The following is an 11,839-nucleotide window of genomic DNA, read 5'->3' as shown; positions in this document are numbered from 1 at the left end:
ATTCTGCGACAGCTTGGCGTTTTGCGATCCGGGAGCTGGCACGTATGATGCTTCACAAACTTCCGCAGATTAGAAGACTATGTCCCTGATAGTTCTACTGCTTCTGCCTTTTATCGGCAGCTGTCTGGCAGCCTTGCTGCCGCACCACGCGCGTAATACCGAATCTCTGCTGGCTGGCCTGGTTGCCTTGATTGGGACCGTTCAGGTCGCCCTCTTGTACCCGCAAATCGCCCATGGCGGCGTGATCCGCGAAGAATTTTTCTGGTTGCCCAGCCTGGGCTTGAACTTCGTCCTGCGCATGGACGGGTTCGCCTGGCTGTTCTCGATGCTGGTGCTGGGCATCGGCACGCTGGTTTCGTTGTACGCCCGCTACTACATGTCACCGGACGATCCAGTACCGCGGTTCTTTGCGTTTTTCCTGGCGTTCATGGGCGCCATGCTCGGGCTGGTGATCTCCGGCAACCTGATTCAGGTCGTGTTTTTCTGGGAGCTGACCAGCCTCTTCTCGTTCCTGCTGATCGGCTACTGGCACCACCGCGCTGATGCGCGACGCGGTGCTTATATGGCGCTGATGGTCACCGGCGCAGGCGGTTTGTGTCTGCTGGCGGGGGTCATGCTGCTCGGCCATGTGGTCGGCAGCTATGATCTGGACAAGGTCCTGGCCGCCGGCGATCTGATTCGCACGCACGCCCTCTACCCTATTCTGCTCCCCCTGATCCTGATCGGCGCCCTGAGCAAAAGCGCACAATTCCCCTTCCACTTCTGGCTGCCCCACGCGATGGCGGCGCCAACACCGGTTTCGGCCTATCTGCACTCGGCGACCATGGTCAAGGCCGGAGTGTTTCTACTCGCACGACTGTGGCCGTCGCTGTCCGGCAGTGAAGAATGGTTCTACATTGTCAGCGGCGCCGGCGCCTGCACCCTGTTGCTTGGCGCGTACTGCGCAATGTTCCAGAATGACCTCAAGGGTCTGCTGGCCTACTCGACCATCAGTCACCTGGGCCTGATCACTCTGCTGTTGGGCCTGAACAGTCCGCTGGCCGCCGTGGCCGCGGTGTTCCACATTCTCAACCACGCGACCTTCAAGGCCTCGCTGTTCATGGCCGCCGGGATCATCGACCACGAAAGCGGCACCCGAGACATCCGCAAGCTCAGCGGCCTGATCAAGCTGATCCCGTTCACCGCCACCCTGGCCATGGTCGCCAGCGCCTCGATGGCCGGTGTGCCGCTGCTCAATGGCTTCCTGTCGAAAGAGATGTTCTTCGCCGAAACGGTGTTCATCAACGCGACAGCGTGGATCGAGATGACCCTGCCGATCGTCGCGACCATCGCCGGGACTTTCAGCGTCGCCTACTCGCTGCGCTTTACCGTCGACGTGTTCTTCGGCCCGACCGCCACCGACCTGCCGCACACCCCGCACGAACCGCCACGCTGGATGCGCGCACCGGTGGAACTGCTGGTGTTCGTCTGCCTGGTCGTGGGGATTTTCCCGGCGCAGGTGGTCGGCCCGTTGCTGGCCGCTGCTGCCCTGCCGGTGGTGGGCGGAACCTTGCCTGAATACAGCCTGGCGATCTGGCACGGCTGGAGCGCACCGATGATCATGAGCCTGATCGCCATGTCCTGCGGCATCGTGCTTTATCTGCTGCTACGGAATCAACTCAAGCGCGGGCGTTTCAAGTACCCGCCGATCATTGGCCGGTTCAACGGCAAGCGCCTGTTCGAACGCTGCCTGGTAATCATGATGCGCCTGGCCCGTCGTCTCGAGCGGCGGATCAGCACCAAGCACCTGCAAACCCAATTGTTCCTGGTGGTACTGGCGGCGGTGCTGGCCGGGTTGATCCCGATGCTCCACAGCAGCCTGAGCTGGGGCGACCGGCCGAAGATTCCCGGCTCGATCGTGTTCGTGACCCTCTGGCTGCTGGCGATTGCCTGTGCCCTCGGCGCGGCGTGGCAGGCCAAGTATCACCGGCTCGCGGCCCTGACCATGGTCAGCGTCTGCGGCCTGATGACGTGCGTGACCTTCGTCTGGTTCTCGGCGCCCGATCTTGCGCTGACGCAACTGGCGGTCGAAGTGGTGACCACGGTGCTGATCCTCCTTGGTCTGCGCTGGTTGCCGCGCCGGATTGAAGAGGTGTCGCCGCTGCCGAGCACCCTGCGCAAGGCACGTATCCGTCGTATCCGCGACTTGCTGTTGTCGACCGTGGTCGGCGGCGGCATGGCGTTGCTGGCCTACGCGATGCTGACGCGCCAGACACCGAACCACATTTCTTCGTTCTACCTCAGCCGTGCCCTGCCCGAAGGCGGCGGCAGCAACGTGGTCAACGTGATGCTGGTGGACTTCCGCGGCTTCGACACCCTCGGTGAAATTACCGTGCTGGTGGCTGTGGCCCTGACCGTATTCGCCCTGCTCCGACGCTTCCGCCCGCCGAAAGAAAGCCTGCAATTGCCCGCCCAGCAACGTCTGCTGGCGCCCGACGTGGTCACCGATCTGGTCAACCCGCGGCAGGCCAGCGACACCGCACTCGGCTTCATGATGGTGCCCGCAGTGCTGGTGCGCCTGCTGTTGCCGATTGCGTTTGTGGTATCGGTCTACCTGTTCATGCGCGGCCACAATCAACCGGGCGGCGGCTTTGTCGCAGGGTTGGTGATGTCGGTGGCGTTCATCCTGCAATACATGGTCGCCGGCACCCAATGGGTCGAGGCGCAAATGAGCCTGCGGCCACTACGCTGGATGGGCACCGGGTTGCTGTTCGCCACAGTCACCGGGCTTGGGGCGATGGCGGTTGGTTATCCGTTCCTGACCACCCATACCTGGCATCTGGACCTGCCGGTGTTGGGCGATATTCACATCGCCAGTGCGCTGTTCTTCGACATCGGCGTGTACGCCGTGGTGGTCGGTTCGACTCTGTTGATCCTCACCGCCCTCGCTCACCAATCGGTACGCGGTCACAAGACCGCTGCCCTGCCTAGATCCGTCGCCACCAAAGGAGCCGTCTGATGGAAGAAGTCATCGCAATCGCCATCGGCGTATTGGCGGCGTCCGGGGTCTGGCTGATCCTGCGGCCACGGACGTTTCAGGTGGTGATGGGCCTGTGCCTGCTGTCCTACGGCGTCAACCTGTTCATCTTCAGCATGGGCAGCCTGTTTATCGGCAAGGAGCCGATCATCAAGGACGGCGTGCCGCAAGACCTGTTGCACTACACCGATCCGCTACCGCAAGCGCTGGTGTTGACCGCGATCGTCATCAGCTTTGCCATGACCGCGCTGTTTCTGGTGGTGCTGCTGGCCTCCCGGGGCCTGACCGGTACCGACCATGTGGATGGCCGGGAGCCTAAAGAATGAATCTGATGCCGCACCTGATCGCTGCACCGATTCTACTGCCGCTGCTGACCGCCGCCGTGATGCTGATGCTGGGCGAGAAACACCGGCCGTTAAAAGCCAGGATCAACCTGCTCTCCAGCCTGGTGGGCTTGGGCATTGCCGTGCTGTTGCTGCAATGGACTCAGGAGACTGGCGTCCCCGGCTCCATCGGCGTGTACCTGCCAGGCAACTGGCAGGTGCCGTTCGGCATCGTGCTGGTGGTCGATCGCCTGTCGGCGCTGATGCTGGTGCTGACCGGGATCATCGGCGTCTGCGCCCTGCTGTTCGCCATGGCCCGTTGGGACGGCGCCGGATCAAGTTTCCACGCGCTGTTCCAGATCCAGATGATGGGGCTTTACGGCGCGTTCCTGACGGCGGACCTGTTCAACCTGTTCGTTTTTTTTGAAGTGCTGCTGGCAGCCTCTTACGGCCTGATGCTTCACGGGTCGGGTCGGTCGCGGGTGTCGTCGGGGCTGCATTACATCTCGATCAACCTGCTGGCCTCGTCACTGTTCTTGATCGGCGCGGCGCTGATCTACGGCGTCACCGGCACCCTGAACATGGCCGATCTGGCGCTGAAGATCCCGCTGGTGCCGGAGGCCGATCGCGGCCTGCTGCATGCCGGCGCGGGAATTCTGGCCGTGGCGTTCCTGGCCAAGGCCGGGATGTGGCCGCTGAACTTCTGGCTGGTGCCGGCGTATTCCGCGGCGAGCGCGCCGGTGGCGGCGATGTTCGCGATCATGACCAAGGTCGGCGTCTACACCTTGCTGCGCTTGTGGACCCTGCTGTTCTCCGGCCAGGCCGGCGCCTCGGCGTATTTTGGCGGCGACTGGCTGATCTACGGCGGCATGGCGACCATCGTCTGCGCCGCCGTGGCGATTCTCGCCGCACAACGACTGGAGCGTCTGGCCAGTTTGAGCATTCTGGTGTCGGCCGGGATTCTGCTGTCGGCCATCGGTTTCGCCCAGCCGAACCTGATCGGCGCGGCATTGTTCTATCTGGTCAGCTCGACCCTGGCGTTGAGCGCGTTGTTCCTGTTGGCCGAGCTGATCGAGCGTTCGCGTTCGGCCAATGAAATACCATTGTTCGATGACGGCGATCTGCTTCCTCGACCGATGGAATCCTTGCAGCCGCCCAAAGGCATCAACCTCGATGACGAGCAGAAAGCCGTGGTCGGCCAAGTGATTCCCTGGACCATGGCGTTCCTCGGGTTGAGCTTCATTGCCTGCGCGCTGCTGATCATCGGCATGCCGCCGCTCTCGGGATTCATTGGCAAACTCGGCCTGCTCAGCGCCCTGCTCAATCCGTTGGGTCTGGGCAATGGCAGCGATGAGCCAGTTTCGAACGCGGCGTGGGGCTTGCTCGCGTTGTTGATCCTCTCCGGGCTGGCGTCGTTGATCGCCTTCTCGCGCTTGGGCATCCAGCGCTTCTGGACACCCGAGGAGCGGCCGTCGCCATTGCTGCGACGTTTCGAATGCGTGCCGATCATCGCGCTGCTGGGCTTGAGCATTGCGCTGACCTTCAAGGCTGAACCGCTGCTGCTCTACACCCAGGCGGCCGCCCAAGCCTTGAACAACCCGCAGCAATACGTGATGGCGGTGCTCGGCACGCGCGCGGTGCCGAGTCCGGAAGCCAAAGCTGCCGTGGCGGAGGTGCAGCTATGAAGCGTCTGTTTCCTGCACCGTGGTTGTCGCTGGCGCTGTGGTTGTTGTGGTTGGTGCTGAACCTGTCGATGAGCCCCGGCAATCTGCTGCTGGGCGCGGTGCTGGGGTTCTGCGCGCCGTTGATGATGCGCAAGCTGCGACCGCTGCCGATCCGCATTCATCGGCCGGGCGTGATGGTGCGTTTGTTCTTTCTGGTCGGCCGCGATGTGGTGGTGTCTAACCTCGCCGTGGCCTGGGGCGTGCTCAACGCCGGTCGCCGCCCGCCGCGCTCGCGCTTCATCAAAGTGCCGCTGGACCTGCGTGATGCCAACGGCCTCGCGGCACTGTCGATGATCTGCACGGTGATTCCCGGCACCGTGTGGTCGGAACTGGCGCTGGACCGCAGCATTCTGTTGCTGCACGTCTTCGATCTGGAGGACGAAGCGCTGTTCATCCAGCACTTCAAGGCGACCTATGAGCGCCCCTTGATGGAGATCTTCGAATGAGCGCCTTGCTGTCGAACGCAATCCTGCTGAGCCTGTTCATCTTTTCGCTGGCGATGATTCTGACCCTGATCCGGCTGTTCAAGGGGCCGTCGGCCCAGGACCGGGTTCTGGCGCTGGATTACCTGTACATCATCGCGATGCTGATGATGCTGGCGCTGGGCATTCGTTACTCCAGCGACACTTACTTCGAGGCAGCGCTGCTGATTGCGCTGTTCGGTTTCGTCGGCTCGTTTGCCCTGGCGAAATTCCTGTTACGTGGCGAGGTGATCGAATGAGCGCTGAACTGTCTCTGTGGGTGGAAATTCCGGTGGCGGTCCTGCTGGTGCTCAGCAGTCTGTTTACACTGATCGGCGCCGTTGGCCTGGTGCGGATGAAAGATTACTTCCAGCGCATGCACCCGCCGGCGCTGGCGTCGACATTGGGTGCCTGGTGCGTGGCACTGGCCTCGATCGTTTACTTTTCGGCGCTCAAGTCCGGGCCGGTGTTGCATGCCTGGCTGATTCCGATCCTGTTGTCGATTACGGTGCCCGTGACCACGCTGTTGCTGGCGCGGGCGGCGCTGTTTCGCAAGCGCATGGCGGGGGATGATGTGCCGGCTGAAGTGAGTAGTCGGCGCACCGAGAGCGGGCGTTAGACGCCAAAAGCTCGCAGCCTCGTTTCACTCGACAGCTGCTACATGGGCTTTGCATTCCGCTGTAGGAGCTGTCGAGTGAAACGAGGCTGCGAGCTTTTGATCTTGCATTACCTCAGATCAAATCCAGGCAACGGCCAACAACCCCGCCCCCAGCACCACACACAACGGCGAATACGCCCAGGTGTCGAGCCGCGCAAACTTCGAATCCTTCACCTGTTTGAAGAACCCAATCAGATTCGAATCGCCGATTGCCCTGGCGAACATCAGCATCGCAATGGCGCTGATGACCCATTGCAGCGACGAGTGATGCACCGTCGGCAAATACAGGCCGACCCGCAAGCACACCAGCATCGCAATCAGCAGCAACCCGACCGCCACCAATAACGTGGCAAAGCCTGAAGGTTTGAAGGCCGGTCTGGATTCCCCGCCGCCCTCCGCGGATATTCGCGGGACCGCCGCCTCGCGCCCCAACTTGCCACCCGCCGCCCAGTACAGGTGGATCAGGCTGATCAACAGGAAGATGGCAGCCATCCATTGCGCGATCAATAGGCTCATGTTCAGACTTCCAGCGTGAAATGTCGCAGCAGGATGAACTTCCTTGAACGATTTTGTAAGGGTATTCGTCATCGGCAACGATAAAGTGCCACCCCATGAAGCTCGCCCGAACTGATCGCACGCGGCGGTGCGGCGATCCGACTTGCTCGCGAAGGGGCCATCAAACTCACCGCATCATTTCAACTCGGCAGACACCTTATCCGCCACATCCTTGGGCACCCAGGCCTGCCACACGTCCGGGTGCGCCTTCATGAACGCCTCTGCCGCCTGCCGTGGCGGGGTGTGTTTTTCGCTCATCTCGGCCAGCGCCTTGTTCAGCGGACCGATTGGCAAGTCGACCTTGCTGAAGAACTCGGCAATCTGCGGATACTGTTTCTGGAATGGCGTGGACACGCCGATGGACAACTTCGAGGCCAGTGAGCGCGTCGGTTTCGGATTCGGGTTGTCGGCGTCGGTCAAGGTTTTCCAGGCTTCGGCGTCGAACGGCGGTTCTTCGAGCTGAATCAGTTTGAAGCGTCCGAGCAATGGCGTAGGCGACCAGTAATAGAACAACACCGGTTTGCCGCGACGAATCGAAGAACTGATCTCCGCATCCAGTGCCGCCCCCGAACCACTGCGAAAGTTCACATAGCTGTCGTCCAGCCCATACGCCTTGAGCTTCTGTTTATTGACCACTTCCGACGTCCAGCCGATCGGGCTGTTGAGGAAGCGCCCCTTGCCCGGGGTTTCCGGATCGCTGAATACATCCTTGTAGCGCGGCAGGTCGCTGACACTGCGCAGGTCCGGTGCCAGCGGCTTGATGCCTTTCGCCGGATCACCCTTGATCACATATTCGGGCACCCACCAGCCTTCGGTCGCGCCCTTGACCGTATCGCCGAGGCTCACGACTTTGCCTTCGGCCTCAGCCTTGACCCAGACCGGACTGCGACCGGCCCACTCTTCGCCAATCACCTGAATGTCATTGTTGGCCAGTGCGGTCTCCAGGGTGATGGTCGTCCCCGGCAAGGTATCGGTCGGCAGCCCGTAGCCCTTCTCGACGATGATCCGCAGGATATCGGTGATCAGACTGCCGCTTTCCCAGTTCAGGTCGGCGAAGTGGATCGGCGCCTGGGCAGCGAACACCGGAACGGGTGAAGCCAGCAAACCGAAAGTGGCCAGGGTAGCGGCCAGCAACCGTCGAAATCCGTTCATGCTTTTGCACCTCGTGCTGTTCACAGCAATAGCAGGGTGGCCTGGCAGAAGACCGCGAAGCCTCTGAATACTCAGTCAACTGACTGTAGTAGAGGTTCCTGCTTTCGAGGGGTGTCAACTAATTTTCGGAAGTTTCCTGCAAGCGCGCCAGCTCTCTTCGTACCATGCTGGCGTACTCCGCCGGACGCAACGTATAGATCTGTGACGCCACCCAACCCAGCCATGCACCTTGCAAAACAGCCTTCTGGTCGAACAATCGCTGGGCCTCGACTTGCGCACTGGCCTGGTTCTGTACGTGGAAATCGGCGCGGGTCGGGGTCATTACTCGCTGGCCTTGAAGGTGACCAGTTCACCTTTGCGCCACTTGGCAGCCTTGGCGGTAACGGCTTTGAGGGTTTTGGTCAGGCCCTCCTGCAACTGTTGGTGAGCAGCGAACACCATCACCACGCTATGACCTTCCTTGAACACGATCCCGTGGCCATCAGCGGTGGTGACGAACGCGTAATCACCCAGGCCGTAAACCGTGAGTTTGATGTCGCGGAACTTGATGTCCAGCTTGCCGCCTTCGCGGCTGGGCAATACAGAGGCGCTGAAATGATCGCCGACCTTGAGTTTAAGCCCAGGTTTGTCATCAACCACCAGCGCCTCTTCGGTGTCGATTTCGGCAATATAAATGCCTTCAGCGTTCTGTTCGGTGATGTAAACAAAACGGGACTGGAACTGTTTAACCAGCTTTGCGCGCAAATCACCCAGCACGAACAAAGCATGCATATCGAGATTACTTACTGCCAAGGAAACATCCCCACATCTGAAAATGATGCTGCACGCAGGAAAATAGCGCACAGCAGAAAAAAGCGGCAATGCCGAAGGTGTAGCCAAATGACCCGGGTTGAAATCCTGAAACGAGCAGAGCGCTCATTCATCGCGAGGTTTATGAAGACTACTGGAACGTCACTCACGTCGTCTTGCCTGGCATTCGTCAGAGGTTGAAGGAAAACGCCCTTCTAACGGCCAGATAAAACCGGACTACCAACCTTAGGGAACAAACTCTTTAATAAAAGCACTTTTCCTACATATCGCCCGCAGAAAATTGCTTTAGATGAGCATCAATCGCCAACCAGTGGTGGTGATTCTAGAGCAGCGATGCTCACCGAGACTACCCAAAACGACGAACACACGTCGGTAAAACAACGAAAAGGACTTCCTATGTGCACGCTGACACACTTCGCTCACCCCCCGACACCTTACACAAACAGCTCGCCGACCCTGCACTCGGTGATATTTCAACCGCATGAATACCACCCTGAAGAGCTTGCCTGGCCACGCTTTCAGGTGGTTTTGGCCGGCAATGCCTTCTTCCATATCAAGGAAATTTCCACCGGTCGTGTCAGAGGTTTCCGCAGCAATCATAACGAAGCCTGCGCCCTTGCCCTCTCTCTTGAGTTACGCAGTTGACGGCCCCGCCGCATTCATTTCTATAGACGCTTCGTCATCCCGCAGACTTATCTCAGCCGCCGGCCTGCAACTACTGCCATACTGCCCGACCAATGAAACCCGTCCCCAGGGCGGGCGGCGTTCAAAACAACAGAATATTTCCAAGGGAAGGCTGCAACGTGACGGAATTTGATATCGGCGAATTTTTTATCCGGGGCGAAGTCAGAGAGGTCGAAGGCGAATTCCAGGCAGTCATTGTCATGCGCGCCAAACCACCGCTGACCACCGTGACGTATCACCAGGTCGAGAAGGATCGCTGGTTCAAGACCTCGGACGTCGCCGCCATTGCCGCCCAGGAAGCCGCCAAGGCGCTGAAGGTTGCGGTCGATGAAGGGGCATTGAAAGCCTGATAGTCGGTTTGCAGTCTATGCTCACTTCTGCTTTCGAACATCGCCATCGAACTCCTGAAGCGCGGCTCCCTCAGATGTATTGAAGCTGCCCCTCAGAACTCGCACTCGACGCGCCCCGCAAGGAGATGAACATGGATTCACCGACACACGACTTGAAAGGCTTGTTCGACCAACTCGGTCTGGACTCCAGCGAGAAGGCCATCGACGATTTTATTGCCCGTCATTCCCCGCTGGCCGACGACAAGAAACTCATCGATGCCGAGTTCTGGACCCCGCAGCAAGCCGGCTTCCTGAAAGAACAATTGCGCGAAGACGCCGATTGGGCACGGGTGGTCGACGACCTGAACCTGCGTATGCATCAGGTCCACTAGCCTGTAATTAAAGGCAGGCTGTCGGGTATTTCGGCGTTCAGTTGCGCCAACCAGGCAGCCCTGCACTCCTGCGCCTCTTCGTGACTTGAGAATCCCGTCCTCTCAATGAGGATTTTCCGGCTTGTAACCCAATCGCAACCCCCCCCAATGCCGGCCCTTAAGCATGATCGGCACCGAGAGGTCGTGCATCAGCTCACCGGTGTCGCGGGTGTAGGTTTGCAGCAGTACGGCCTGCTGATGGCTGCCACAGCGGATCCCGGTGCGGTCGGCGAATTTGCGTTTGGTACGGTTTTGCAAGGTATCAACTTGCGCATCACCGGTCAGAGGTTGGCTGAAGACTTTGTTGTGGGTCGGCACATAGCCCTGCTGCGTGCAGGCGATGGCGAACACCAGGCCTTCATGGCGCGGCAACAACGGTTCCTGGATCGCCGGCAAGACCTGATCGGCGTAGCGATCAAAGCGAGTCTGGTACTTGGCCGGGTTGGTGTTGGGAATGGCCTGGTAATTGCGATCAAACAGGTCATCGAGGCTGACGCGGCCCTCGTCGATATCCGCTTCAAAGCGCGCCGCGATCTGACTCGCGCCTTCGCGGGCCAGGTCATAAACCCGCTGGTGATAGTCATCCAGTCCGACTTCCGCGAGGCGTTCGCTGATGGTTTCGGCCTGACCTTCCATTTGCACCGCGGCCTGGGCCAGGCGCTGGGTCTGTTGATCACTGATTGCCAGGTCGCTGCGCATCTGCTCGATGGCGTGAAACAGGCTATCGAGTTGTTCGCGGTTGGTGTCAGCGCCCCTGGCGATTTCCCCGACCTGTCTTTCGACGCCAGCGGCTAGACGTGCAATGTTCTCCAGGTGCTGACCGGTGTGTTCGACCTGCTTGACACCGGTATCGAGGTCGCCGGACAGTTGACGGATCTGCTCCACCACCTGCGCGGTGCGTTGCTGAATATCAGCGACCATTTCCCCCACTTCGCCGGTAGCCGTCGCCGTACGCGCGGCCAGACCGCGAACCTCATCGGCCACCACTGCAAATCCGCGACCATGCTCCCCGGCCCGCGCCGCCTCGATAGCAGCGTTCAATGCCAGCAGATTGGTCTGGCTGGCGATGGACTGGATGACCAGGGTGACCCGTTGGATATCGTCACTGCGCAGGCTCAGGGCTTCGATCAGTTCACGGCTGTTACTGGCGCGCTGACTGAGTTGATGCATACGAGCGATGGACTCGATCAACTCCGTACGCCCTGCCGCGCTGCTTTGATGAGCCTCGCTGGCCGCACTGAGGGCTTCCCGGCTGAGTGTCGAGGTGGCTTGTTCGGTGGCGATCATCACTTCGGCGTTGTTGACGATCTGCGCCGCGGCACCGAGCTGTGATTGCAGTTTGTCGGCCAGTTGCTTGACCGAAAAGGCCACACCGGCGGCAGACAAAGCGTTATGACTGGTTGTATAGGAAAGATCGCGAGTCAACTCGGCAATCGCGCTGGCGCTGTCGGCGGGGAATGCCTGCGGGATGGCGCGCGAGCGCAAGCGAGGTAGCCAGATCACCAGCACGGCCAATGGCAGGCCAAGGTAAAGCGACCAGCCGCCCAGCGTCATACCGCACAACAAAAGCATCAGCGCGACGCTTTGCAGGGTCGGCGTCAGCCAAAGGTTTTTTGGCAAAGGCACGGGTGCAGGCACTGCCGCAACCAGCGATCCGTCTCGCGTCATCTTCGTCACCCCACCCATCATTCTAATT

At 60.2% G+C, this 11,839-nt stretch carries 14 protein-coding genes; 9 read left to right on the top strand and 5 right to left on the bottom strand.

What is annotated here, in order from left to right; all coding sequences use genetic code 11:
* The first annotated feature begins 79 nt into the window (after window positions 1-79).
* From ACYZT3_RS12290 to ACYZT3_RS12265, 6 genes are read left to right on the top strand one after another with little or no spacing between them, the layout of a single operon-like run.
* The gene (locus ACYZT3_RS12290; protein ID WP_462032183.1) at window positions 80-2,998 is read left to right on the top strand and encodes a monovalent cation/H+ antiporter subunit A; all 2,919 of its coding nucleotides are present in this window, start codon (window positions 80-82) and stop codon (window positions 2,996-2,998) included.
* Entirely contained in the window at window positions 2,998-3,342 is a 345-nt protein-coding gene (locus ACYZT3_RS12285) for a Na+/H+ antiporter subunit C (protein WP_007986256.1), read from the top strand. Before ACYZT3_RS12290 ends, ACYZT3_RS12285 begins: the two co-directional genes overlap by 1 nt.
* Window positions 3,339-5,024 (top strand): monovalent cation/H+ antiporter subunit D, encoded by a 1,686-nt coding sequence (locus ACYZT3_RS12280; RefSeq protein WP_282377847.1) that lies wholly within the window; start codon window positions 3,339-3,341, stop codon window positions 5,022-5,024. Before ACYZT3_RS12285 ends, ACYZT3_RS12280 begins: the two co-directional genes overlap by 4 nt.
* Entirely contained in the window at window positions 5,021-5,509 is a 489-nt protein-coding gene (locus ACYZT3_RS12275; protein ID WP_282377846.1) for a Na+/H+ antiporter subunit E, read from the top strand. The genes ACYZT3_RS12280 and ACYZT3_RS12275 overlap by 4 nt, the downstream gene beginning before the upstream one ends.
* Complete coding sequence (locus tag ACYZT3_RS12270) at window positions 5,506-5,784, top strand: K+/H+ antiporter subunit F (RefSeq protein WP_282377844.1); 279 nt, start codon at window positions 5,506-5,508, stop codon at window positions 5,782-5,784. Before ACYZT3_RS12275 ends, ACYZT3_RS12270 begins: the two co-directional genes overlap by 4 nt.
* Window positions 5,781-6,143: a Na+/H+ antiporter subunit G gene (locus ACYZT3_RS12265; RefSeq protein ID WP_282377843.1), complete on the top strand. Its 363-nt coding sequence runs from the start codon at window positions 5,781-5,783 to the stop codon at window positions 6,141-6,143. The genes ACYZT3_RS12270 and ACYZT3_RS12265 overlap by 4 nt, the downstream gene beginning before the upstream one ends.
* A gap of 117 nt (window positions 6,144-6,260) precedes the next feature.
* Here ACYZT3_RS12265 and ACYZT3_RS12260 read toward each other — a convergent pair whose 3' ends face one another.
* The 4 genes from ACYZT3_RS12260 to ACYZT3_RS12245 form a co-directional block, all read right to left on the bottom strand.
* Entirely contained in the window at window positions 6,261-6,698 is a 438-nt protein-coding gene (locus ACYZT3_RS12260) for a DUF3995 domain-containing protein (protein ID WP_282377842.1), read from the bottom strand.
* A 174-nt stretch (window positions 6,699-6,872) separates the two neighbouring features.
* Window positions 6,873-7,889, bottom strand: a complete 1,017-nt coding sequence (locus ACYZT3_RS12255; protein ID WP_282377841.1) for an ABC transporter substrate-binding protein — start codon at window positions 7,887-7,889, stop codon at window positions 6,873-6,875.
* A gap of 118 nt (window positions 7,890-8,007) precedes the next feature.
* Window positions 8,008-8,211, bottom strand: coding sequence for a hypothetical protein (locus tag ACYZT3_RS12250; RefSeq protein ID WP_282377840.1), 204 nt, complete (start codon window positions 8,209-8,211; stop codon window positions 8,008-8,010).
* Entirely contained in the window at window positions 8,211-8,681 is a 471-nt protein-coding gene (locus ACYZT3_RS12245; protein WP_282377839.1) for a hypothetical protein, read from the bottom strand. The genes ACYZT3_RS12250 and ACYZT3_RS12245 overlap by 1 nt, the downstream gene beginning before the upstream one ends.
* 414 nt (window positions 8,682-9,095) lie before the next feature.
* Here ACYZT3_RS12245 and ACYZT3_RS12240 point away from each other — a divergent pair, with 414 nt between their 5' ends.
* The 3 genes from ACYZT3_RS12240 (at window position 9,096) to ACYZT3_RS12230 (ending at window position 10,104) form a co-directional block, all read left to right on the top strand.
* Window positions 9,096-9,344, top strand: a complete 249-nt coding sequence (locus ACYZT3_RS12240; RefSeq protein ID WP_462032368.1) for a hypothetical protein — start codon at window positions 9,096-9,098, stop codon at window positions 9,342-9,344.
* 158 nt (window positions 9,345-9,502) lie between these two features.
* On the top strand, window positions 9,503-9,733 hold the full coding sequence (locus tag ACYZT3_RS12235; protein ID WP_282377838.1) for a hypothetical protein: 231 nt from the start codon (window positions 9,503-9,505) through the stop codon (window positions 9,731-9,733).
* A gap of 131 nt (window positions 9,734-9,864) precedes the next feature.
* The gene (locus ACYZT3_RS12230) at window positions 9,865-10,104 is read left to right on the top strand and encodes a DUF2789 domain-containing protein (protein ID WP_282377837.1); all 240 of its coding nucleotides are present in this window, start codon (window positions 9,865-9,867) and stop codon (window positions 10,102-10,104) included.
* A 102-nt stretch (window positions 10,105-10,206) separates the two neighbouring features.
* On the opposite strand, the gene ACYZT3_RS12225 is transcribed toward ACYZT3_RS12230, so the two are convergent.
* Window positions 10,207-11,430, bottom strand: coding sequence for a methyl-accepting chemotaxis protein (locus ACYZT3_RS12225; protein WP_462032367.1), 1,224 nt, complete (start codon window positions 11,428-11,430; stop codon window positions 10,207-10,209).
* Window positions 11,431-11,839 lie beyond the last annotated feature (409 nt).

Source organism: Pseudomonas sp. MDT1-16 (assembly GCF_054898115.1).
This window is presented reverse-complemented; position numbering and strand designations above follow the sequence as displayed.

Coding starts and splice junctions, on each gene's coding strand:
- ACYZT3_RS12290 (WP_462032183.1), top strand. CDS start 80: ATGTCCCTGATAGTTCTACTGCTTCTGCCTTTTATCGGCAGCTGTCTG.
- ACYZT3_RS12285 (WP_007986256.1), top strand. CDS start 2,998: ATGGAAGAAGTCATCGCAATCGCCATCGGCGTATTGGCGGCGTCCGGG.
- ACYZT3_RS12280 (WP_282377847.1), top strand. CDS start 3,339: ATGAATCTGATGCCGCACCTGATCGCTGCACCGATTCTACTGCCGCTG.
- ACYZT3_RS12275 (WP_282377846.1), top strand. CDS start 5,021: ATGAAGCGTCTGTTTCCTGCACCGTGGTTGTCGCTGGCGCTGTGGTTG.
- ACYZT3_RS12270 (WP_282377844.1), top strand. CDS start 5,506: ATGAGCGCCTTGCTGTCGAACGCAATCCTGCTGAGCCTGTTCATCTTT.
- ACYZT3_RS12265 (WP_282377843.1), top strand. CDS start 5,781: ATGAGCGCTGAACTGTCTCTGTGGGTGGAAATTCCGGTGGCGGTCCTG.
- ACYZT3_RS12260 (WP_282377842.1), bottom strand. CDS start 6,698: ATGAGCCTATTGATCGCGCAATGGATGGCTGCCATCTTCCTGTTGATC.
- ACYZT3_RS12255 (WP_282377841.1), bottom strand. CDS start 7,889: ATGAACGGATTTCGACGGTTGCTGGCCGCTACCCTGGCCACTTTCGGT.
- ACYZT3_RS12250 (WP_282377840.1), bottom strand. CDS start 8,211: ATGACCCCGACCCGCGCCGATTTCCACGTACAGAACCAGGCCAGTGCG.
- ACYZT3_RS12240 (WP_462032368.1), top strand. CDS start 9,096: ATGTGCACGCTGACACACTTCGCTCACCCCCCGACACCTTACACAAAC.
- ACYZT3_RS12230 (WP_282377837.1), top strand. CDS start 9,865: ATGGATTCACCGACACACGACTTGAAAGGCTTGTTCGACCAACTCGGT.
- ACYZT3_RS12225 (WP_462032367.1), bottom strand. CDS start 11,430: ATGATCGCCACCGAACAAGCCACCTCGACACTCAGCCGGGAAGCCCTC.